The organism is Chitinolyticbacter meiyuanensis (genome assembly GCF_008033135.1).
GTDB classification, from domain to species: Bacteria; Pseudomonadota; Gammaproteobacteria; order Burkholderiales; family Chitinibacteraceae; genus Chitinolyticbacter; species Chitinolyticbacter meiyuanensis.
Genome location: NZ_CP041335.1, coordinates 1,779,720 through 1,799,486 on the forward strand (window position 1 = coordinate 1,779,720; position 19,767 = coordinate 1,799,486).

Consider the following 19,767-nt stretch of genomic DNA (forward strand, 5'->3'; position numbering starts at 1 on the left):
GTCGAAGCTCTGCGAGCCGGAGGCGATCAGCGCAGCTTGCGCGCTACCCGCTGCCAGCACCGCACCGATCACCAGACCGAGCAGAGTAGATTTAAAACGCATGGGACACTCCTTGTATTATGAATTTCTAATTAATTGAACATTAAAGACACAGAAAGTCACTCTGTGCCAGCCGGATGCTAACGCGTCTTTGATGACGAGACAATTTCAAAGGAAGAGAAAACGACGATCGCGCTAAATCGCTGATAAATAGCGGTTTCGTGGTGAAAACGCAGCAGATGCTGCAGCGCGCAATGTGAATATTCAGCGCTCGGCCCTACAGACGCTGAAAGTAAGGAAAAGCCGAATAAACGGCGGGGCCATGTGTTAGCCGACCGGCTGGCGGCCGGGCCGGCATGCTCAGCGGCGAGTGAGCTCCGCCCAAGCCTTGTCGAGGCGCTTGAGCGAGATGGGATAGGGAGTGCGCAGCTCCTGTGCAAACAGCGAAATGCGCAGCTCCTCGATCATCCAGCGGAACGGCAGCAGGGGCGCGGTGTCACGTCCTTCGCGCTGCCAGCGCGCCAGCTCGTCCTGCCAGCGCTGCCACAATGCGGCGACTTCGCCGCCGCGCTGAGTATCACGCGCCGGATTCTGCACCCGCTTGTCCAGTCGTACCCGCATCGCCTTCAGGTAGACCGGCAGCCGTGGCAGTTGCTCCCAATCGGTGGCGGCAAGGAAACCATTCATTACCAGCTGGGACAGCTGGGCCTTGAGCTCGTGCTGCAAGGGGCCGGGCTTGGCCAGGAGTTGGGTGATCGGCGTGTATTCGGCCACGACTTCGGAGAGTGCACGGACCACGGCGTCGCGCACGCTCGGCAATCGTACCTTGGCGCGGCTCTTCTGTTCGTCGAACGCCTTCTTCTTGCGCGGCAGCTCATCGTCGCCGATGAAAGCACGGTTGCAGATGGCAGTGACGATATCGTCCATCAGCATGTCGGCGTTGCCGAGCGTCCGTAGCTGGATCGCCAATTGCTGGAAGTTCGGCACCGACTTTTCCAGCTGCTTCACGTGATCCTTGAGCTCGATGCGCAGTAGCCGCACCACGCCGGCCCGATGCGCCTCGTTCGCCGCATGCGCGGTATCGAACAGGCGGATCGCGCAGGCCTCGCCTTCGTCGACCAGGGCCGGATAGCCGGTGAGCTTGCGGCCCTGACGCTTGATGGTCAGCTGCTCCGGCAGGTCGCCGAAATCCCAGGCGGTGATGCCATCGCGCTCGATGCCGCCATCGTCGGCCTCGTCACGGAAGGTCAACTGGGCTGCTTCACCCAATTGGGCACGGATGGCGATCAGGTCACGCCCGCTGGCAAGCTCCTGGCCACCATCATCGATCACGCGGTAGTTCATCTTCAGGTGCAGCGGCAGCTCGCTGTCGTCGAGCTCGTCGGCACTTACCGGCTGGCCGACGCCACGGGTGATGGCTTGCGCCAGTTGTGGCAGTAGCGGGGCCTCGCGGTCGGCGCGTTCCAGCTCGGTCAGCATGCGGGTGGCGAACTCGGGCACCGGCACGCACAGGCGGCGGATCGCCTTGGGCAATGCTTTGACCAGCAGCGTGATCTTTTCGCGCAGCATGCCGGGCACCAGCCAGTCGAACACCGCGTGGTTCACCCGATTGAGCTGATGCAGCGGCAGCGTGATGGTCACGCCGTCGAGCGGATGGCCGGGTTCGAAGCGATAGGCCAGCGGCAATTTCGCCTCGGCCAGCCGGAAGAACGGCGGAAACTGCTCCTCGGTGACGCGACTGCCCGAATGGCTCATCACATAGTCGCGCGACAGGAACAGCAACTGTGGCTGCGCCTGCTCGGCCTTCTTGCGCCAGGCCTCGAAGCCGGCACCATTCACCACGTCGGCTGGAATCAGCGCGTCGAAGAAGGCGAAGAGTGCTTCTTCGTCGACCACGATGTCCTGGCGTCGTGCCTTGTGTTCCAGCTCCTCGATTTCCAGCAGCAATTCGAGGTTGTGATCGAAGAACTTGGCGCTGCTCTTGTAGTTGAACTTGACCAGCGCCTCGCGGATGAAGAGCGCGCGCGCCTCGGTCGGATTGATCTTGCCGTAGTGCACGCGTCGCCGGTTAACGATGGGCAGCCCGTATAGCGTGACGCGCTCGCTCGCTACCACCTGTGCGCTGTCCTTCTCCCAGTGCGGATCGAAATACTGTTTCTTCACCAAGTGCTCGGCTAGCCGCTCGACCCATTCGGGCTCGATCGCGGCGACCACGCGGCCGTAGAGCTTGCTGGTCTCGACGATTTCGCCCGCGACGATCCACTTCGGCCGTGCCTTCTTCAGGCCCGAGCCGGGGAAGATGTTGAACTTGATGGCCCGTGCGCCGAGGTATTCGTCGTTCTCCGGCTGCTTCATCCCCAAGTTGCCCAACAGGCCGGTGAGCAGCGCCTTGTGGATTTGCTCGTAGGTGCCAGCCGCGCTACCGGGCTTCCACTCCAGATCGTCGACGATATCGGTGAGCTGGCGATGCAGGTCGCGCCATTCACGCAGCCGCAGGTAAGAGAGGAAGTGCTCGTGGCACAGGTTCACCAGCTGGCGGTTGGAGCTGTTGCCGGCGAGCGCCTCCTCAAAGAAGGCCCATAGGTGCAGGTAGGAAAGGAAATCCGATTTTTCATCGGTGAAGCGCGCATGCGCCCGGCTGGCGGCGTCGCGCGCCTCGAACGGGCGTTCACGCGGGTCCTGCACCGACAGGCCAGCGGCGATGATGAGGATCTCCTTGAGGCAGCCATTGTCGTGCCCGGCCAGCAGCATGCGGCCCAGGCGCGGATCGACCGGCAATCGCGCCAGTTGCGAGCCGGTGCGGGTGAGTTCGTCGTTGTCGTCGACGGCACCGAGTTCGCGCAACTGGGCGTAGCCATCGGCGATCAGCCGGCTCGATGGTGCCTCGATGAAGGGAAAGGCGTCGACCCGGCCGAGCTTGAGCGCGGCCATCCGCAGGATGACGGCGGCGAGGCTGGAGCGGATGATCTCGGGGTCGGTGAAGGCCGGGCGGTTGTTGAAATCGTCCTCGTCGTACAGCCGCACGCACACGCCGGCGGACACCCGGCCACAGCGGCCGGCCCTCTGGCGGGCGCTCGCCTGGCTGATCTTCTCCACCAGCAACTGCTCGACCTTGGCGCGCGGACTGTAGCGATTGATACGCGCTTGGCCGCCGTCGATCACGTAGCGGATGCCTGGCACGGTAAGCGAGGTTTCGGCGACGTTGGTGGCGAGCACCACGCGACGGCCATTGCTCTGGCGGAAAATGCGCTGCTGGTCCTCGTTTGATAGCCGCGCAAACAGCGGGATCACCTCGGCATCCCGCAGCTTGGCCTTGCGAAATTCCTCGGCGGTTTCGCGGATCTCGCGCTCGCCGGGCAGGAACACCAGCACGTCACCGGGGCCATCGTGGCGCCACAGGTGCTCGGTTTCGCGCACGATCGCTTCTTCCATCTCGATCTCGGCATCATCCTCGTCGCCACTGCGGATCGGCGCATAGCGTACTTCCACCGGATAGGTGCGCCCGGAGACTTCCAGTACGGGTGCGCCGTCGAAGTGTTTGGAGAAGCGTTCGGCATCGATGGTGGCCGAGGTGACGATCACCTTGAGGTCTGGCCGGCGTGGCAGCAGCTGCTTCAGGTAGCCCAGCAGGAAATCGATGTTCAGGCTGCGCTCGTGTGCCTCGTCGACGATGATGGTGTCGTAATTGGCGAGATAGCGGTCCGATAGCGTCTCGGCGAGTAGGATGCCGTCCGTCATCAGCTTGATGTAGCTGTCGCCGCTGGATTTTTCGGTGAAGCGCACCTTGTAGCCAACCAGCTGGCCAAGCTCGCTCTTCAGCTCCTGTGCAATGCGGCTGGCCACTGAACGGGCTGCCAGGCGCCGTGGCTGGGTGTGGCCGATCAGGCCGGTTACGCCCCGGCCGAGTTCGAGGCAGATCTTGGGTAGCTGCGTGGTCTTGCCGGAGCCGGTCTCGCCACAAATGATCACCACCTGATTGGCCGCAATGGCGGCGGCGATTTCGTCGCGCTTCTGGTTGACCGGCAGGGTGTCGTCGAATTCAGGGCGGGGCAGCCGTTCGCGGCGGCGGGCGATGCTGGCGACGGCTGCATCGAGTTCTGTTTGTAGTTCGTTCGCCATGCGATCCGAGGGCTTGCCTTGTACCAGCCGTTCGGCCAGCGTGCGCAGCTTGCGTTCCAGTGCCCAGCGTTGGCGGGCGGGCGCGAGGTCGAGCTGTTGTTGCAGATAGGCGAGCGTGGGAGTCTGGGTCATCGAGCTGTGCAGAATGGAAAACGGCCGCGAGGCGGCCGGATTCTAACATGGCGGGGAGGCGGGCTTGCTCAGGCGTCCTGCGTCTCGCGCGAGGTGTCGAAGATGATGAGCTGCGCATCGCCCGCGCCTTGGCGCACACGCCGTGCCCAGCAAGGATGGCTCTCGCCACGCTGCCGCTCGAACGGATGCGCTTCGAAGTCGCTGCACGCAAGCAGCGCTTCGGCATTGCCGGCGAAGGCCGACAGCGGTCGGCCGAGCACGCCGGACGGCGGTGTGTTCAACAGCAGGCAAGCGGCGAGATTGGCGAATTCGATATTGCCGTCGCGTACCAGCATGAAGGGCTGTGGCAGCGCATCGGCCACCTCGCCGGAGAGCGGATCGTTGCCGGCAAGTGCGGCCTCGGCGGCCTTCACGTGCGAGATATCCATCGCGATCGACAGGATGTAGACCTCGCCATCGCGGATCAGCGGTTGCTTGATGATGTCGAACCAGTGGGTGCGGCCGTTGGCCAGCGTGTAGTGGTCGACGATGCGTACCGTCTCGCCTTTGTCCAGCACATCGGCATCACCGCTGGTGAAGGGCAGTTGCTGCTCGGCAAAGCCGGTATGCGACTGCACCAGCAAATCGTGGCCCAGCGCGCTCTGCGTGGCTCGGTTCACCAGCAGGAAGCGGCCGTGCTTGTCGCGTACGAAGATCAGGCTGGGGCTGGAATCGATGATCTGGTGCACAAACAGTTGCTGGTTGAACAGCGCTTCCTCGGTGGCCTTCATGTCCGAGACATCGCGGATCAGCGCGAGGCAATCCTTGCCCGACAGCGGCAACAGCCTTGCCTCGAAGGCGCGCTGCTCGTCTTGCTCACCAGCCGCCAGGCGGTATTCGAACTGCTGCGGCGCCTGGGTGCTTTGCACGGTGATCAGTGCTTCGAGGTACTGGCGCGAGACCCGTGCCGGCAGCAGGGCAGATAGCTTGGCACTGGTTTCTTCTGCACGCGGATGGCCGGGCACGTCGTTGGCGTTGAGCGCGGTGACGGCGCGCGTGGCGTAGTCGATGCGCCAGACGATGTCCGGAAGGCAGCGGGCGACGGTGTCGTCATTGGATGGGGCGAGGGCGGCGGCCTGCGCGGGGGCATGTTCCGGCTGCGGCGCGCGGCGCAAGGCAAGATGGATCAGGCCGAGTACAGCGAGGGCAATCCAGCCGTGCACCAGCCAGATACCATTGCCGATCCGGTCGGCAGCCCACCACTGCAGCACGACGGCAGCCATCACGCAGGTTAGCAGCGCGAGGCCGAGCAGGGCGGTATCGAGGCGCGAGGGCGAGTTTTTGGGCACCATGCCTGTTCAGGTCTTGTTTACGGCAATGAGTGGGACCAGTTTAGCCCGCTCGCTGCGACTTGGCGATGCATGTGTGATATTTGATCCGCAAGCGATCCCCCGCCAAGCGTCGCTGTAAGCCGTGGGTACGGCAGAGCAGCGCGGCACAAGTCAGCAACCCGTTCGGACGGTGGCTGCAGACTAATCTAAACAAAGTATTGGGAAATCGAGAGGAGTGCTGGCGGAGCGGACGGGACTCGAACCCGCGACCCCCGGCGTGACAGGCCGGTATTCTAACCAACTGAACTACCGCTCCGCAGCGGACTTTCAACGCACTCAGCAACGGGCGTTGCTGGTGGGTGGTGACGGGATCGAACCGCCGACATTCTGCGTGTAAGGCAGACGCTCTACCAACTGAGCTAACCACCCGCCGTCGAAAGAGGGCGCATTAAATCATGCGTTCCGAAGGGTGTCAACGAGTTACTGCAACATTTTTCCGTGAGCATTGCTGCGACCCGCGCCATGCACCTACGGTAGTCAATGCGCGGGGCCTTGAGGTATAAATGCCCCTTTCTCGTACCTGAATTCGGCCCGTTCACGTGAACGTTCCCGCCTTTCTGCGCCTTCGTAATCGCACGCTAGTTACTGCGGCCGAACTGATTCTGGTGGTGGCCCTGTCCTGGCTACTGGCCGGTCTGTTCTGGCGCATTGCCGCGCCTTCTTCGCCCGATCTCAGGCTGTCGCAGCCGGCCGAGGCGCCGGTAGCCCGTTCCGGTGGCTGGATGAATGCGCCGGGCTGGTTTGGTCAGGCGCAAACCCAGCAGACGGCGGTCGCCAGCACCTTATCGATCAAGCTGGTGGCGGTGATTGCCGGTGGCGAAGGCTTCAGTGCTGCCATCTTCACTGGGGTCGGCCCTACCGCGCTGGCAGCCCGGCCCGGCGACGAGCTGCAACCGGGCGTCAAGTTGCTTGCGGTCGAGCGTGACCGGGCTCGCGTGGACAACGGCGGGCGCAGCGAGGACATCATGCTGGAAGGTCGTGAGCAAGCGGCGGCCATTCCTGCGGCAGGAAATACCATGCCCGCGCCATCCGGCGATACGCCGGCAGATGTGATCGCCAATGCCGAGGCCGCCGCCGTGGCCGCGCAGATGTCGCCACAGAGCGCAGCCACCGGTCCGCAGCTCAAGGTGACGCGCGGCGTGATGGCAGAGGCGATGCAGGGACTCAATATCGCCGACTGGAACAAGGGCCTGGCTCCAGCACAGGGCGGTGGCATCCGTATCACCAACGCATCGACCCAGCCTTTTGCCAGCCTGCTACAGCTGCAGAATGGCGATGTGCTCAAGCAGGCCAACGGCCGTGCGCTCGGCGATGTCTCCGACATGTCGCTCGTCTACAGTCAGTTCAGCCAGCTGAACCAGGTGACGCTGCAGGTGCTGCGCAACGGCAGCCTCGTCAACCTGCAATATCAAATTCAACCGTAAACGGTAAACCGATGACCCGATTGCGCCCTCTCGTGCTTGCCCTGGCCCTGCTGGCCGCTACGCCCGCGTTCGCGGCCGACGACGAGGTCACGCTCAATTTCGTCAATGCGGATCTGGAGTCCACCATCAAGGCGGTCGGGCTGATTTCCGGCAAGAACTTCGTGCTCGATCCGCGGGTGAAGGGCACGGTGAACATCGTGTCGACCCAGCCGGTGAAGAAGAGTCAAGTATTCCCCATCCTGCTGTCGGCACTGCGTCAGCAAGGGTTTGCCGTGGTGGAGTCGGGCGGCACCGTCAAGGTGGTACCCGAGGCCGATGCCAAGCAGAACTACAGCGTGACGACCAAGCCGGGCAGCCGGGTCAGCGGCGATCGCATCATCACCCAGGTGTATCCGCTCAAGTACGAATCGGCCACGCAGCTGGTGCCGATCCTGCGACCGCTGATCACGCCAAACAACGCAATTTCCGCGTATCCGGCCGGCAATACGCTGGTGATCACCGATTATGCCGACAACATCCAGCGGCTCAACCGCATCGTCGACAGCATCGACGTGCCGCCGAGCTCGGATGTGTTTCCGATCCGGCTGCAGTATGCGTCGGCGGTGGACGTGGCGCAGACGGTTGGGCGGCTGATGCCCGAGGTCAATGTCTCCGGTGTGAACGCCGGTGCGCCGGCGCCCGAAGGCGTGCGCCGCAGCGCGGTGGTGCCGGACGTGCGCAGCAACAGCCTGCTGATCCGCAGCGAGACGGCGGTGCATGCGCAGCAGATCCGTCGCTTGGTCGAGACGTTGGACCAGCCCGGGGCGAGCGGCGGCAACATCAATGTGGTCTACCTGAAGAATGCCGAGGCGACCAAGCTCGCCGCCACGCTGAAGGGCATCCTCACCGGGCAGGACAGCGGTGTGGCGCAAAGCGCCGGGCTATCGCCGAATACCCCGAACACATCGGCGGGCGGCGCCAGCGGCAATGCGCAGGCCGCCACCACGTCGACCAATGCCAGCAGTGCACCGACTTCGACCGGCGCCAGCGTGCAGATCGGCGGCACCACCGTGCTGATCCAGGCCGACCCGATGACCAATTCGCTGATCATCACTGCGCCGGACAACATCTACAACAATCTGCGTTCTGTAATCGACAAGCTCGATGTGCGCCGCGCGCAGGTCTATGTGGAGGCGATGATCGCCGAGGTCAACGTCGGCAAGGTCGGTGAATTCGGCATCCAATGGATTCTGGCGGGGGGCACCGACATTGTCGGTGTCGGGCTCTCGGCGCTGGCGCCGACCTCGGCGGCCAACAACCTTGCCAACATCGCCAACTCCATCCTGTCGGGCAGCCCCTCGGTGCCGAGCGGCTTCAACGTCGGCGTGCTCAATGCCAATCCACTCAAGGGCGAGACGCCGTCGCTGGGCGTGCTGGCCTCCGCGCTGCAGCGCACCGGCAACGCCAACATCCTCTCGACGCCCAACCTGATCACGCTGGACAACGAGGAAGCCAAGATCATGGTGGGGCAGAACATCCCCATCATCACCGGCACACAATCGTCGACCGGCAGCAACCCCAACCCGTTCACCACCGTGGACCGTGAAGACATCGGCATCACGCTCAAAGTGCGTCCGCAGGTATCGGAGGGGGGCACCATCACGATGAACGTGTATCAGGAGGTGTCGAGCATCGACGAATCGGTGAACACCTCCGGCTCCGGCATCGCCACCAAGAAACGCACCATCGAATCCAAGGTGCTGGTCGACGATGGTCAGGTGCTGGTGTTGGGCGGCCTGATCGAGGACAAGCTTGCCAACAGCCAGGGCAAGGTGCCGGGGCTGGGCGACGTGCCATTGTTCGGCAATCTGTTCCGCTATGAATCGCGCGATTGGCAAAAGACCAACCTGATGATCTTCCTGCGCCCCTACATCCTGCGTGATGGCAAGGCCAGCGAGGCGTTGTCGAACTCGCGCTACCAGTACCTGAAGGCGCAGCAGGAAGGCTTCCAGATCCCGCAACACCTGTTCCTGCCCGATCTGCCTGCCGTGCAGCTGCCGGACAAGCTACCGGCCGCTGGCACCTTCCCGGCCAAGCCGCCGGAACTGCATCCGGCGCCCGCACCGCAGCCGCCGGCTGACGCGGCTACGCCGGCGCCGGCCCAGCCATGAGTCGGCTGGTTCCCTACCACTACGCGCGCGATCGCGGGGTGGTCGATCTGGCGCAGGGCGAGGCCGATGTCGACGTACTGATGAAGCGCGGTGCCGATCTTGGCGCACTGGCCGAGCTGCGCCGCGTTGCCGGCAAACCGCTCAACGTCGCAGTGGTCGACGCTGCCGAGTACGACGCTCGGGTGTCCGCACTGTTCAGCGACGGCGAGCGTGCCAGCGCTACCGTGGTGGGCGACATCGAGGGCGATATCGATCTTTCCCGTTTGGCGCAGGACATTCCCGAGGTCGAGGACTTGATGGAGACGGCAGATGACGCCCCCATCATCCGCTTGATCAACGCCTTGTTGACCGAGGCACTACGCGAGAACGCCTCCGACCTGCACATTGAGCCGTTCGAGACACGCTCGGTGGTGCGTTTCCGCGTCGACGGCCAGTTGCGCGACGTGATCGAACCCAAGCGCGCGCTGCATGCCGCGCTGGTGTCGCGGATCAAGGTGATGGCGGGGCTCGACATCGCCGAGAAGCGCTTGCCACAGGATGGCCGCATCACCTTGCGCGTGGCTGGCCGGCCGGTCGACGTGCGGGTATCTACGCTGCCCACCGGCCACGGCGAGCGCGCCGTGCTGCGCTTGCTGGACAAATCTGCAGGTCGGCTCAATCTGGAAAAGCTCGGCATGATCGGTGACACGCTGTTGCGGCTGGAGGCGCTGCTGGCGCAGCCGCACGGCATCATTCTCGTCACCGGGCCGACCGGCTCGGGCAAGACCACTACGCTCTATGCGGCACTGTCACGCATGGACGCGACCAGCAGCAACATCATGACGGTGGAAGACCCGATCGAGTACGACCTCGATGGCGTGGGTCAAACCCAGGTCAACCCACGCATCGACATGAGCTTTTCCCGTGCACTGCGCGCCATCCTGCGCCAGGATCCGGACGTGATCATGATCGGTGAGATCCGCGACCTGGAAACGGCGCAGATCGCCGTGCAGGCGTCGCTCACCGGTCACTTGGTGCTGGCGACGCTGCACACCAATGATGCTGCGAGTGCGGTAACGCGCCTGACCGACATGGGGATCGAGCCGTTCCTGCTGGCGTCTTCCCTGCTGGGCGTGCTGGCGCAGCGGCTGGCGCGCCGGGTCTGTGCGGACTGCCGCGAGGCCTACGCGCCCGATGCTGGCGAGCAGGCCGAGCTTGGTGCGGCTGGCCCGGTCTACCGTGCCGTCGGCTGCCCGCAGTGCAATGGCAACGGCTATCGTGGCCGTACCGGTATTTACGAGCTCTTCACTGTCGACGAGACCTTGCGCACGATGATTCACAACCAGGCGCCAGAACAGGAGCTCAAGCAGTATGCGTTGGGCCACGGCATGCGTAGCCTGCGTCAGGATGGTGTACGGCGGGTATTGGCCGGGGAAACCACGCTGGAAGAGGTGTGGCGAGTAACCCGCGACGCGTGAGCCTTGCGGCTGGCGGTGGGCCGACGGCTGTCCGTGCAGGACGGCGCCGAAACGGGTATGGTAGGCGTCGATACATAAGAGAACGCTAACGCACATCATGCCGCTGCCGAAGCAAGAACAGCGCAGTGCACTGCGCATCCCGATCGACTGCAAGGTCAAGATCCGTACGCTCGACTACGGGCCGCCGCACTACGGCGTGTGCACGGACTTGTCCGTGACGGGTATGACCATCCGCACGCTGTTCGTGCCGCGGCCGGATGAGGAATTCGAGGTCTACGTGATGTCGCCGGCTGGTCAGTCGCCGCTGTCGGCACGGGTCAAGGTCAAGCGCTGCCACGAGATCGAGCGGGGCAAACTCTACGAACTGGGGCTCGCGATCGTCGAGATCCTTGGCTGAGCACCAAACAAAAACCCGGCAGCATGGCCGGGTTTTTTATCGCCGTTGCAACGGTTACCGGGGTTGCTGGCGGATCACCGAGGTAGCGGTGGCGACAAGGCCGGCGATGTCGGCGGCGTTGGTCGGCAGCAGCATGGTGTTGTTGGTCTTGGCGAGGTTGGCAAAGGCCGAGACGTACTGTTCGGCCACCTTCAGGTTCACCGCCTCGATGCCATTCTGATGGGCGATGGCCGAGGCCACGGCGGCAATCGCCTCGGCGTTGGCATGAGCCACCAAGCGCAGCGCTTCCGCCTCGCCGGTAGCACGGTTGATCGCAGCCTGCTTCTCGCCTTCGGATTCGTTGATGGCGGCCTGCATCTCGCCCTGCGAGCGCTGGATCGCGGCCTCACGCTCGCCGGTGGCGAGGTTGATCTGTTCCTGACGCAAACCCTCGGACTGGGCAATCCGGGCGCGCTTCTCGCGCTCTGCGGTGATCTGTGCCTGCATCGAGCGCAGGATTTCCGCTGGCGGCGTCAGATCCTTGATCTCGTAACGCAGCACCTTCACGCCCCAACTGGCGGCGGCCTCGTCGAGCGCGGAGACGACAGCACGATTGATCTCATCGCGCTCCTCGAAGGTCTTGTCCAGCTCCAGCTTGCCGATCACCGAGCGCAGCGTGGTCTGCGCCAGCTGGGTGATGGCCATCACGTAGTCGCTGGCGCCGTAGGAGGCGAGCTTGGGATCGACCACCTGGAAGTACAGGATGCCGTCCACCTGCAGCTGCGTGTTATCCCGTGTGATGCAGACCTGGCTTGGCACATCCATCGGGATTTCCTTCAGGCTGTGCTTGTAAGCGATGCGATCGACAAAAGGAATGACGATGCGCAGGCCCGGTTCCAGCACATCGTGGAAGCGGCCGAGCCGCTCACGTATCCAGGCATTTTGTTGCGGGATGATCTTCAGCGTCTTGGCAACGAAGATGACGACGATGACGAGCAGCGTGATGGCAAAGGTCATGGCAGGTTTCCGTGTTGTCGTCGTTTAGTGGGCGGGCGGGATGGGGGAGAGCTGCAGCGTGGTGCCGCGCAGCGCCACGATATAGAGCACGGCCGGGCGCGGCTCGGCGGTGGCGGCAAGCTCGCCGTCCCAGTGCGAACCGCGATAGCGCACGCGCACGTGCGTATCGTCCTTCCAGGTTTCGACTTCGACACGCTGTCCCACATCGTAGGCCGGCTCGGTACGGGTGAGATGGGGCTGCCGGCGTTTCCAGCGGCGCAGCAGTGCGACGGCGGCGAGGGCGCAGAGCGCAGCGAGCACGATCTGGCCGGCCAGCGGTACCTTCAGCCACGCCGCGAATGCCCCGGCGAGGAAGCCGCCGGCGATGGCCAGCAGATAGAACGTACCGGACACCAGTTCCAGCCCGACCAGCACGAGGGCGAGCACCAGCCAAGCGCTCAGTTCAGTCATCGTTGCATTCCATACGAGAGTTAGGATGGCAGCATAGCCGATCAGGCACGAAAATAAAAAAGCGCGCCGGGTGGCGCGCCTTTCTGTTTCATCGGCTGGATCAAGCCTGCAGGATGGTCTGGCCACCAAGATAGGATTGCAGCACCGTGGGCACGTTGATGCTGCCGTCGGCGTTCTGGTAGTTCTCCAGCACAGCCACCAGCGTGCGACCAACGGCAAGGCCGGAACCGTTGAGCGTATGCACCAGCTCGTTCTTGCCGTTTTCGTTCTTGAAGCGTGCCTGCATGCGGCGGGCCTGGAACGCACCCATGTTCGAGCAGCTGGAAATCTCGCGGTAAGTGTTCTGCGCCGGCAGCCACACTTCCAGGTCGTAGGTCTTGGTACTGCCAAAGCCCATGTCGCCGGTGCACAGCAATACCTTGCGATATGGCAGCTCCAAAAGCTGCAGGATACGTTCGGCGTGGCCGGTAAGCTGCTCCAGTGCGTCGAACGAGTGCTCGGGATGAACGATCTGCACCATCTCGACCTTGTCGAACTGGTGCTGGCGGATCATGCCGCGCACGTCGCGGCCGTAGGAGCCTGCTTCGGAACGGAAGCACGGCGAATGCGCGGTCAGCTTGATCGGCAACTGCTCGGTTTTCAGGATGTCACCGGCCACCGTATTGGTCAGCGTGATTTCCGAGGTGGAGATCAAATACTGATCGACTGCGCTTTCCTCGCCGCCACGCGTGACCTTGAACATGTCGGCAGCAAACTTGGGCAACTGGCCGGTGCCGTACAGCGCGGTATCGTTGACGATGTAGGGCGTGTAGATTTCCTCGTAGCCATGCTCGGTGGTGTGCGTATTGAGCATGAATTGCGCTAGTGCGCGATGCAGCCGGGCTACGCCACCGCGCAGCACAGTGAAGCGTGCGCCCGAAAGCTTGGCGCCGGTCTCGAAATCGAGGCCCAGCGGCGCACCGAGGTCGACATGGTCCTTGATTTCGAAATCGAACTGGCGCGGCGTACCCCAGCGCAGGATTTCCTGGTTCTCGGTTTCATCCTTGCCCACTGGCACCGACTCGTGCGGCACATTGGGAATGCCGGCGAGCAGTGTATCGAGCTTGCCTTGCAGCTCGGTCAGCGCCGCTTCCTTGGCCGTCAGTTCGCCCTTGAGGTTCTCGACCTCGGCAAGAATCGGCGCGACATCCTCGCCGCGCGCCTTGGCCTGCCCGACCGACTTGGACACCGCGTTGCGCTTGGCTTGTAGCTCCTGGGTCGCGGTCTGCAGCGTCTTGCGTTCCGCTTCAAGGGCGGCGAAGGCAGCGGTATCGAGGTCGAACTTGCGGGTCTTGAGGCGGGCGGCAACGCCATCGAGGTCATTGCGCAGCAGGTTGATGTCGAGCATGGAGGTGATCCGTATGCGGGCAGATTCTGGGAAATGGCGGCCATTTTAACCGAAAGGCGCCGCCAAGCTGCCTATTTGCTGCCGTGCTCGGCGTGCCAAGCGGCGTCGAGCTCGGCGAGGTGGCGCAGCTTTTCAGCGATCTTGCTTTCCAGTCCGCGTGGCGTCGGGTGATAGAAGCGGGTGCCAGCGAGGCCATCCGGCAGATAGGTTTCCCCGGCGGCGTAGGCTTCCGGTTCGTCGTGGGCGTAGCGGTAATCGTGGCCGTAACCCAACTCTTTCATCAGCTTGGTCGGCGCATTGCGCAGATGCACCGGTACCTCGCGGCTCTTGTCGCGGGCAACCAGTGCACGGGCGTTGTTATAGGCCATGTAGCCGGCGTTGGATTTAGGCGCGATGGCCAGATAGATCACGGCTTGCGCCAGCGCGAGTTCCCCTTCCGGGCTGCCGAGCCGCTCATAGGTGGCGGCCGCTTCGTTGCAAAGCTGCATGGCACGCGGATCGGCCAAGCCGATGTCCTCCCAGGCCATGCGCACGATGCGGCGAGAGAGGTAACGCGGATCGGCACCGCCGTCGAGCATGCGGGTGAACCAGTACAATGCACCATCCGGGCTGGAGCCACGCACTGACTTGTGCAATGCGGAGATCTGGTCGTAGAAGGCATCGCCACCCTTGTCGAAACGGCGGGTGTTGAGCGTCAGCGCGGATTCGAGAAAGCCGGCATCGAGCTCGTTGCGGCCAGCGGCCTGCGCAGCATTTGCCGCCTGCTCTACCAAATTGAGCAGGCGGCGGGCATCGCCGTCGGCATAGCCGGTCAGCACCTCGATTGCGTCGTCTGCAAACTCGATCGCCGGATAACAGCGTGCTCTGGCCCGATCGACCAGTTGCTTGAGCTCGTCCACAGTCAGTGGCTTGAGTACGTAGACTTGGGCGCGAGACAGCAGTGCGGCGTTCACCTCGAACGAGGGATTTTCCGTCGTAGCGCCAATGAAGGTGACAAGGCCTGATTCCACGAAGGGCAGGAAGGCGTCCTGCTGTGCCTTGTTGAAGCGATGGACCTCGTCGACGAACAGCATGGTGCGGCGCCCGCGCATGGCATGGTGTTCGGCCTGTTCCATCGCCGCGCGGATGTCCTTTACCCCGGAGAACACTGCGGAAAGCGCGATGAACTCGCATTCGAAGGCACGGGTCAGCAGGCGGGCCAGCGTTGTCTTGCCTACGCCGGGCGGCCCCCAGAACAGCATTGAATGCGGCTGCTGCGCTGCAATGGCGAGCGTCAGCGGTTTGCCGGGCCCAAGCAGGTGCTGTTGACCGACGACTTCATCAATGGTGGTCGGGCGCAGCTTTTCCGCTAGCGGTTCATGCGCCGGGGGGGCTGGCGCGAACAGGTCATTCGCGGACGACATCGACGCCCTTGGGAGGAGTGAAGCGGAATAGCGCGGGATCGATCTTGCCGTTGCGCTTGAGGTTGTCGAAGCGCAGTCTCGTAAGCTGATCGAAGCGATCGACCAACTCCATCTCGACGATGTCACGGCCTTTGAGGCCGAGGCGAACGCTGGCAAAGCCGGATTCTTCGCTTTTGGGGATGGCTTCCAGCCAGTTGAGGCCATTGCGGGCAGGCAGCAGCTTGACGCTGTAGTTCCTTTCCAATGCATTGTCGCCTGCCAGCAAGGCAGCAGGACTGGATTCCAATGCGGCGCCCATGCTTTTCACCGTGGCCTGGCGTAGGTCCGGGTCGTACAGCCAGACGCTACTGCCATCACCGACGATCAATTGCTCGTAAGGTGCGCTGTACGACCAGCGAAACTTGCCGGGGCGCTCGATGGCCAGTTCACCACGGCTCTGCTGCGGCTTGCCGTTCTTCTGGCTCACCGTCTGGCTGAAGCTGCCCTGCAAGGTCCGGGTCTCGGCGAGCACCGATTTCAGCGTGGCCAACGCATCATCAGCGTGGACGGGGGCTGCGACGAGAAGCGCGCCGAACAATGAGGAGGAGAGAAAACGAATCATGCGGGATATTCTGACCGAGTTGTGGATGTCTGCCCATGGTAAACGCGGGCAAGCCTGCGCCGAATGTAAAAAGCCCCGCCGAGGCGGGGCTTTTTAGGACAGAAACCGGATTACTTGGTTTCGGTCACTTCGCGCGAACCGCGAACTTCGATTTCAACGCGACGATCCGGAGCCAGGCACTCGATCAGCTTGGCGCGCGACTTGATGCTGTTGCAAGTGTCGCCGGTAACCGGCTCGCCCTTGCCGCGCGATTCAGCGGTGATCTTGTCAGCCGGGGCGCCCTTGGAGATCAGGTAGTCCTGAACAGCCTTGGCGCGACGGTAGCCGAGTTCGAAGTTGTACTTTTCCGAACCGAGGCGGTCGGTATGACCCACCACAACAGCGGCGCCATCCTTCGGATCGAGGTTCACCACTTCGTTGTACAGTTGGTCAAGTGCATCCTTGCCCGACGGCTTCAGAGCCGACTTGTTGAAGTCGAACAGCACTTCGGCTTGCAGGGTGAACTTCTTGGTCGACACGGCCGGAGCCGGAGCAGGTACCGGAGCCGGAGCGGCCGGGGTCGGAGCAGGCGCTGCAGCGACAGGCTCTACATAGCCTGGGCAACCCTTGATGGTCTTGGCCTTTTCTGCGGACCAGGAGCCGGTCTGCCAGCATTCGCCGATGCTGTTCTTTACCACGCCTTCCGGATTGGCGTTATTAACGTTGGTGCCGTTGGTTACGTAGGCATCAGTAGCCGCGAAGGCGGTAGCGGACACGCCCAGAGCGCCGGCAACTGCAAACTGGATCAGGGATTTCTTGAGCGACTGCATAGTTTTATTTCTCCTAGGTAATGATTGCAAAGCCCTGGACACGCAGAACATCGTTCTAGACGGACACTTCTATTCTGATGTTGGCACAAAAATAAGTAAGGTCCAATAGCCCATCAGTAACGGTACATATTCTAGTGTCTTAACTTTCGCGTATGCAAATGAAGCCGCCGTGAATTTTTCGATCGCCCGCCACAAAATTGGAGTGATAGGGGCCGCGTGATAAACTCCTCCTTGGTTTCTTAGCAGATCATCGCCCTTGTTGCATCCGCCGCAGCAAGGCTCTCCTGCTCCAGCGTTAGTCTGGAGCCCTCAACGGTCCCAGGAAGATGTCCGAACAAAACAGCTTCGCCAAAGAAACGATTCCAGTCAGTCTCGAAGAGGAAATGCGCCGCTCCTATCTCGATTACGCAATGAGCGTGATCGTGGGGCGGGCGTTGCCAGACGCGCGCGACGGCCTCAAGCCGGTGCATCGCCGCATTCTCTTTGCGATGCATGAGAGCAACAATGTATGGAACCGCGCTTATGTGAAATGCGCGCGCGTGATCGGCGATGTGCTTGGTAAGTACCACCCGCACGGCGACGGCGCCGCCTATGAGGCGCTGGTGCGGATGGCGCAAGATTTCTCGTTGCGCTACATGCTGATCGATGGCCAGGGTAACTTCGGCTCCATCGACGGTGATCCGGCTGCAGCTTATCGTTACACCGAATGTCGTTTGGCCCGAGTGTCGAGCGAGCTGCTCGCCGACATCGACAAGGAAACGGTCGACTTCACGCCGAACTACGACGAGAAGGAACTCGAGCCGACTGTCCTGCCGACCCGTATCCCCAATCTGCTGGTCAATGGCAGCTCGGGTATTGCCGTTGGCATGGCGACCAATATTCCCCCGCACAACCTGTCGGAAGTGATTGATGGCGCGCTGGCGCTGCTGGCCAATCCGGAGCTATCGGTCGATGAGCTGATCGATTTCATCCCGGCACCTGATTTCCCCACTGCGGGCATCATCTACGGCATCAACGGTGTGCGGGAAGGCTACCGCACTGGGCGTGGCCGAGTGGTGATGCGCGCGCGCTGCCACTTCGAAGATGTCAGCAAGAACAGCGATCGTCAGCAGATCGTGGTCGACGAACTGCCCTACCAGGTGAACAAAGCCAAGTTACTGGAGCGCATCGGTGAGCTGGTGCGCGAGAAGACCGTCGAAGGCATTTCGGAAATCCGCGACGAATCGGACAAGTCCGGCATGCGGGTGGTGATCGAGCTCAAGCGCGGCGAGATGCCGGACGTGGTGCTCAACAACCTCTACAAGCACACCCAGCTGCAGGACAGCTTCGGCATCAACATGGTGGCGCTGGTCGATGGCCAGCCGCGCTTGCTGAATCTGAAGCAGGTGCTCGAGTGCTTCTTGCGGCATCGTCGCGAAGTGGTCAACCGCCGCACCGTGTTCGAGCTGCGCAAGGCCCGCGAACGTGGCCATATCCTCGAAGGCTTGGCGGTGGCCTTGTCGAATGTCGACGAGATCATTGCGCTGATCAAGGCCGCGGCGACGCCGCCCGAGGCCAAGATTGCGTTGATGGGCCGCACCTGGCGCTCGCAACTGGTCGAGGACATGCTGTCGCGCACCGATCTGTCGGCATCGCGCCCGGATGGCTTGGCTGCCGAATTCGGCATGGGGGCAAACGGCTATCGCCTGTCCGACGTGCAGGCGCAGGCGATTCTCGACATGCGCCTGCAGCGGCTGACCGGCCTTGAGCAGGACAAGATCGTTGGCGAATACCGCGAGGTGATGGACAAGATCCTCGACCTGCTGGACATCCTCGCCAAGCCGGAGCGCGTGCGCCAGATCGTGGCCGACGAAATGGCCCAGGTGAAGGAGCAGTACGGCGACGTACGCCGTTCCGAGATCGTTGCCCACGGTGAAGACCTGTGCATCGAAGACCTGATCACGCCGCAGGACATGGTGGTGACGCTGACCCACGGCGGCTACATGAAGGCGACGCCAGTCGACGAATACAGCGCCCAGCGCCGCGGTGGCCGCGGCAAGCAGGCAGCGGCGACCAAGGACGACGATTTCATCGATCAATTGTTCGTCGCCAACACGCACGATTACATCCTCTGCTTCTCCAGCTTCGGCCGCGTCTACTGGCTCAAGGTCTACGAGCTGCCGCAAGGTGGCCGTACCAGTCGCGGCAAGCCCATCGTCAACCTGCTGCCGTTGCAGGATGGCGAGAAGATCAGCGCGGTGCTGCCGGTGAAGGAGTTCCGCGACGACCAGTACGTGTTCATGGCGACAGCCGATGGCACGGTGAAGAAGACACCGCTGACCGCGTTCTCGCGCCCGATGAAGCGCGGCATCATCGCCATCCATCTCGACGACGGCAACGATCTCGTCGGCGTGGCGCTGACCCGTGGTGCGGCGAGCGCCGTGCTCGACGAGGAAGGTGGCAGCGACGACGAAGCCGTGCTCGACGACGAGCACCTCGAGGATGGCGAGCAGGCGGCAGGCGAGGGGGATCAGGTCATGCTGTTCTCCGATGCCGGCAAGTCGGTGCGCTTCAGCCAGGACAAGGTACGCCCGATGGGTCGCAATTCCCGTGGTGTGCGCGGCATGAAGCTGGCGGAAGGCCAGAAGCTGATCGCGCTGCTGGTGGCCGAATCGGCCGAACAGCAGGTGCTGACCGCCACCGAGAACGGCTACGGCAAGCGCACGCCGCTGGCCGATTATCGTCAGACCAGCCGTGGTACCCAAGGCGTGATCGCGATCGATACCGGCGAGCGCAACGGCAAGCTGGTGGCTGCGACACTGGTCGAGGAAAGCGATCACCTGATGCTGATCACCACCGGTGGCGTGCTGATCCGTACCCGCGTTGCCGAGATACGTGAAACCGGCCGTGCCGCGCAGGGCGTGCGCCTGATCAACCTCGACGAAGGCGAGAAGCTCTCCGGCCTGGAAAAGGTGGCCGAAGCCGAGGACGACGAGGCTCTTGGCGAAGTCGTCGCCGATGAGGGCGCCGGCGAGCCGGGCAGCGAAGCCTGAG

The 19,767-nt window shown here is 62.9% G+C and carries 13 protein-coding genes and 2 tRNA genes; 5 read left to right on the plus strand and 10 right to left on the minus strand.

Annotation, left to right across the window (positions count from 1 at the left end):
• Positions 1 to 399: 399 nt before the first annotated feature.
• The 4 genes from hrpA to FLM21_RS08740 form a co-directional block, all read right to left on the minus strand.
• On the minus strand, positions 400 to 4,290 hold the full coding sequence (gene hrpA / locus FLM21_RS08725; RefSeq protein ID WP_148715202.1) for an ATP-dependent RNA helicase HrpA: 3,891 nt from the start codon (positions 4,288 to 4,290) through the stop codon (positions 400 to 402).
• A 68-nt stretch (positions 4,291 to 4,358) separates the two neighbouring features.
• On the minus strand, positions 4,359 to 5,621 hold the full coding sequence (locus FLM21_RS08730; RefSeq protein ID WP_148715203.1) for a PAS domain-containing protein: 1,263 nt from the start codon (positions 5,619 to 5,621) through the stop codon (positions 4,359 to 4,361).
• Between the two features lie 218 nt (positions 5,622 to 5,839).
• Positions 5,840 to 5,916, minus strand: a tRNA-Asp gene (locus FLM21_RS08735).
• Positions 5,917 to 5,953: 37 nt separating this feature from the next.
• Positions 5,954 to 6,029, minus strand: a tRNA-Val gene (locus FLM21_RS08740).
• A 170-nt stretch (positions 6,030 to 6,199) separates the two neighbouring features.
• Here FLM21_RS08740 and FLM21_RS08745 point away from each other — a divergent pair.
• The 4 genes from FLM21_RS08745 (at position 6,200) to FLM21_RS08760 (ending at position 11,088) form a co-directional block, all read left to right on the plus strand.
• On the plus strand, positions 6,200 to 7,084 hold the full coding sequence (locus FLM21_RS08745) for a type II secretion system protein N (protein ID WP_187360151.1): 885 nt from the start codon (positions 6,200 to 6,202) through the stop codon (positions 7,082 to 7,084).
• Between the two features lie 11 nt (positions 7,085 to 7,095).
• Positions 7,096 to 9,234, plus strand: a complete 2,139-nt coding sequence (gene gspD, locus FLM21_RS08750) for a type II secretion system secretin GspD (protein ID WP_148715205.1) — start codon at positions 7,096 to 7,098, stop codon at positions 9,232 to 9,234.
• Positions 9,231 to 10,691, plus strand: coding sequence for a type II secretion system ATPase GspE (gene gspE / locus FLM21_RS08755; RefSeq protein WP_148715206.1), 1,461 nt, complete (start codon positions 9,231 to 9,233; stop codon positions 10,689 to 10,691). Before gspD ends, gspE begins: the two co-directional genes overlap by 4 nt.
• Positions 10,692 to 10,788: 97 nt before the next feature.
• Positions 10,789 to 11,088, plus strand: a complete 300-nt coding sequence (locus FLM21_RS08760; protein ID WP_148715207.1) for a PilZ domain-containing protein — start codon at positions 10,789 to 10,791, stop codon at positions 11,086 to 11,088.
• A 54-nt stretch (positions 11,089 to 11,142) separates the two neighbouring features.
• On the opposite strand, the gene FLM21_RS08765 is transcribed toward FLM21_RS08760, so the two are convergent.
• The 6 genes from FLM21_RS08765 to FLM21_RS21505 form a co-directional block, all read right to left on the minus strand.
• Positions 11,143 to 12,084: an SPFH domain-containing protein gene (locus FLM21_RS08765; RefSeq protein ID WP_148715208.1), complete on the minus strand. Its 942-nt coding sequence runs from the start codon at positions 12,082 to 12,084 to the stop codon at positions 11,143 to 11,145.
• 24 nt (positions 12,085 to 12,108) lie between these two features.
• On the minus strand, positions 12,109 to 12,534 hold the full coding sequence (locus FLM21_RS08770; protein ID WP_148715209.1) for an NfeD family protein: 426 nt from the start codon (positions 12,532 to 12,534) through the stop codon (positions 12,109 to 12,111).
• A gap of 100 nt (positions 12,535 to 12,634) precedes the next feature.
• On the minus strand, positions 12,635 to 13,921 hold the full coding sequence (serS, locus tag FLM21_RS08775; protein ID WP_148715210.1) for a serine--tRNA ligase: 1,287 nt from the start codon (positions 13,919 to 13,921) through the stop codon (positions 12,635 to 12,637).
• A 71-nt stretch (positions 13,922 to 13,992) separates the two neighbouring features.
• Entirely contained in the window at positions 13,993 to 15,324 is a 1,332-nt protein-coding gene (locus FLM21_RS08780; RefSeq protein ID WP_148715211.1) for a replication-associated recombination protein A, read from the minus strand.
• The gene (gene lolA / locus FLM21_RS08785; protein WP_148715212.1) at positions 15,308 to 15,925 is read right to left on the minus strand and encodes an outer membrane lipoprotein periplasmic chaperone LolA; all 618 of its coding nucleotides are present in this window, start codon (positions 15,923 to 15,925) and stop codon (positions 15,308 to 15,310) included. The genes FLM21_RS08780 and lolA overlap by 17 nt, the downstream gene beginning before the upstream one ends.
• 110 nt (positions 15,926 to 16,035) lie before the next feature.
• Positions 16,036 to 16,734, minus strand: a complete 699-nt coding sequence (locus FLM21_RS21505; RefSeq protein ID WP_148715213.1) for an OmpA family protein — start codon at positions 16,732 to 16,734, stop codon at positions 16,036 to 16,038.
• 326 nt (positions 16,735 to 17,060) lie between these two features.
• On the opposite strand from FLM21_RS21505, the gene gyrA reads away from it, so the two are divergent.
• Positions 17,061 to 19,766 carry a DNA gyrase subunit A gene (gene gyrA / locus FLM21_RS08795; RefSeq protein WP_148715214.1) on the plus strand — a complete coding sequence of 902 codons (2,706 nt, stop codon included), beginning with the start codon at positions 17,061 to 17,063 and terminating at the stop codon, positions 19,764 to 19,766.
• Position 19,767: the final 1 nt, after the last annotated feature.

Coding starts and splice junctions, on each gene's coding strand:
- FLM21_RS08765 (WP_148715208.1), bottom strand. CDS start 12,084: ATGACCTTTGCCATCACGCTGCTCGTCATCGTCGTCATCTTCGTTGCC.
- serS (WP_148715210.1), bottom strand. CDS start 13,921: ATGCTCGACATCAACCTGCTGCGCAATGACCTCGATGGCGTTGCCGCC.
- gyrA (WP_148715214.1), top strand. CDS start 17,061: ATGTCCGAACAAAACAGCTTCGCCAAAGAAACGATTCCAGTCAGTCTC.
- gspD (WP_148715205.1), top strand. CDS start 7,096: ATGACCCGATTGCGCCCTCTCGTGCTTGCCCTGGCCCTGCTGGCCGCT.
- FLM21_RS08780 (WP_148715211.1), bottom strand. CDS start 15,324: ATGTCGTCCGCGAATGACCTGTTCGCGCCAGCCCCCCCGGCGCATGAA.
- FLM21_RS08730 (WP_148715203.1), bottom strand. CDS start 5,621: ATGGTGCCCAAAAACTCGCCCTCGCGCCTCGATACCGCCCTGCTCGGC.
- FLM21_RS08770 (WP_148715209.1), bottom strand. CDS start 12,534: ATGACTGAACTGAGCGCTTGGCTGGTGCTCGCCCTCGTGCTGGTCGGG.
- gspE (WP_148715206.1), top strand. CDS start 9,231: ATGAGTCGGCTGGTTCCCTACCACTACGCGCGCGATCGCGGGGTGGTC.
- FLM21_RS21505 (WP_148715213.1), bottom strand. CDS start 16,734: ATGCAGTCGCTCAAGAAATCCCTGATCCAGTTTGCAGTTGCCGGCGCT.
- hrpA (WP_148715202.1), bottom strand. CDS start 4,290: ATGACCCAGACTCCCACGCTCGCCTATCTGCAACAACAGCTCGACCTC.
- lolA (WP_148715212.1), bottom strand. CDS start 15,925: ATGATTCGTTTTCTCTCCTCCTCATTGTTCGGCGCGCTTCTCGTCGCA.
- FLM21_RS08760 (WP_148715207.1), top strand. CDS start 10,789: ATGCCGCTGCCGAAGCAAGAACAGCGCAGTGCACTGCGCATCCCGATC.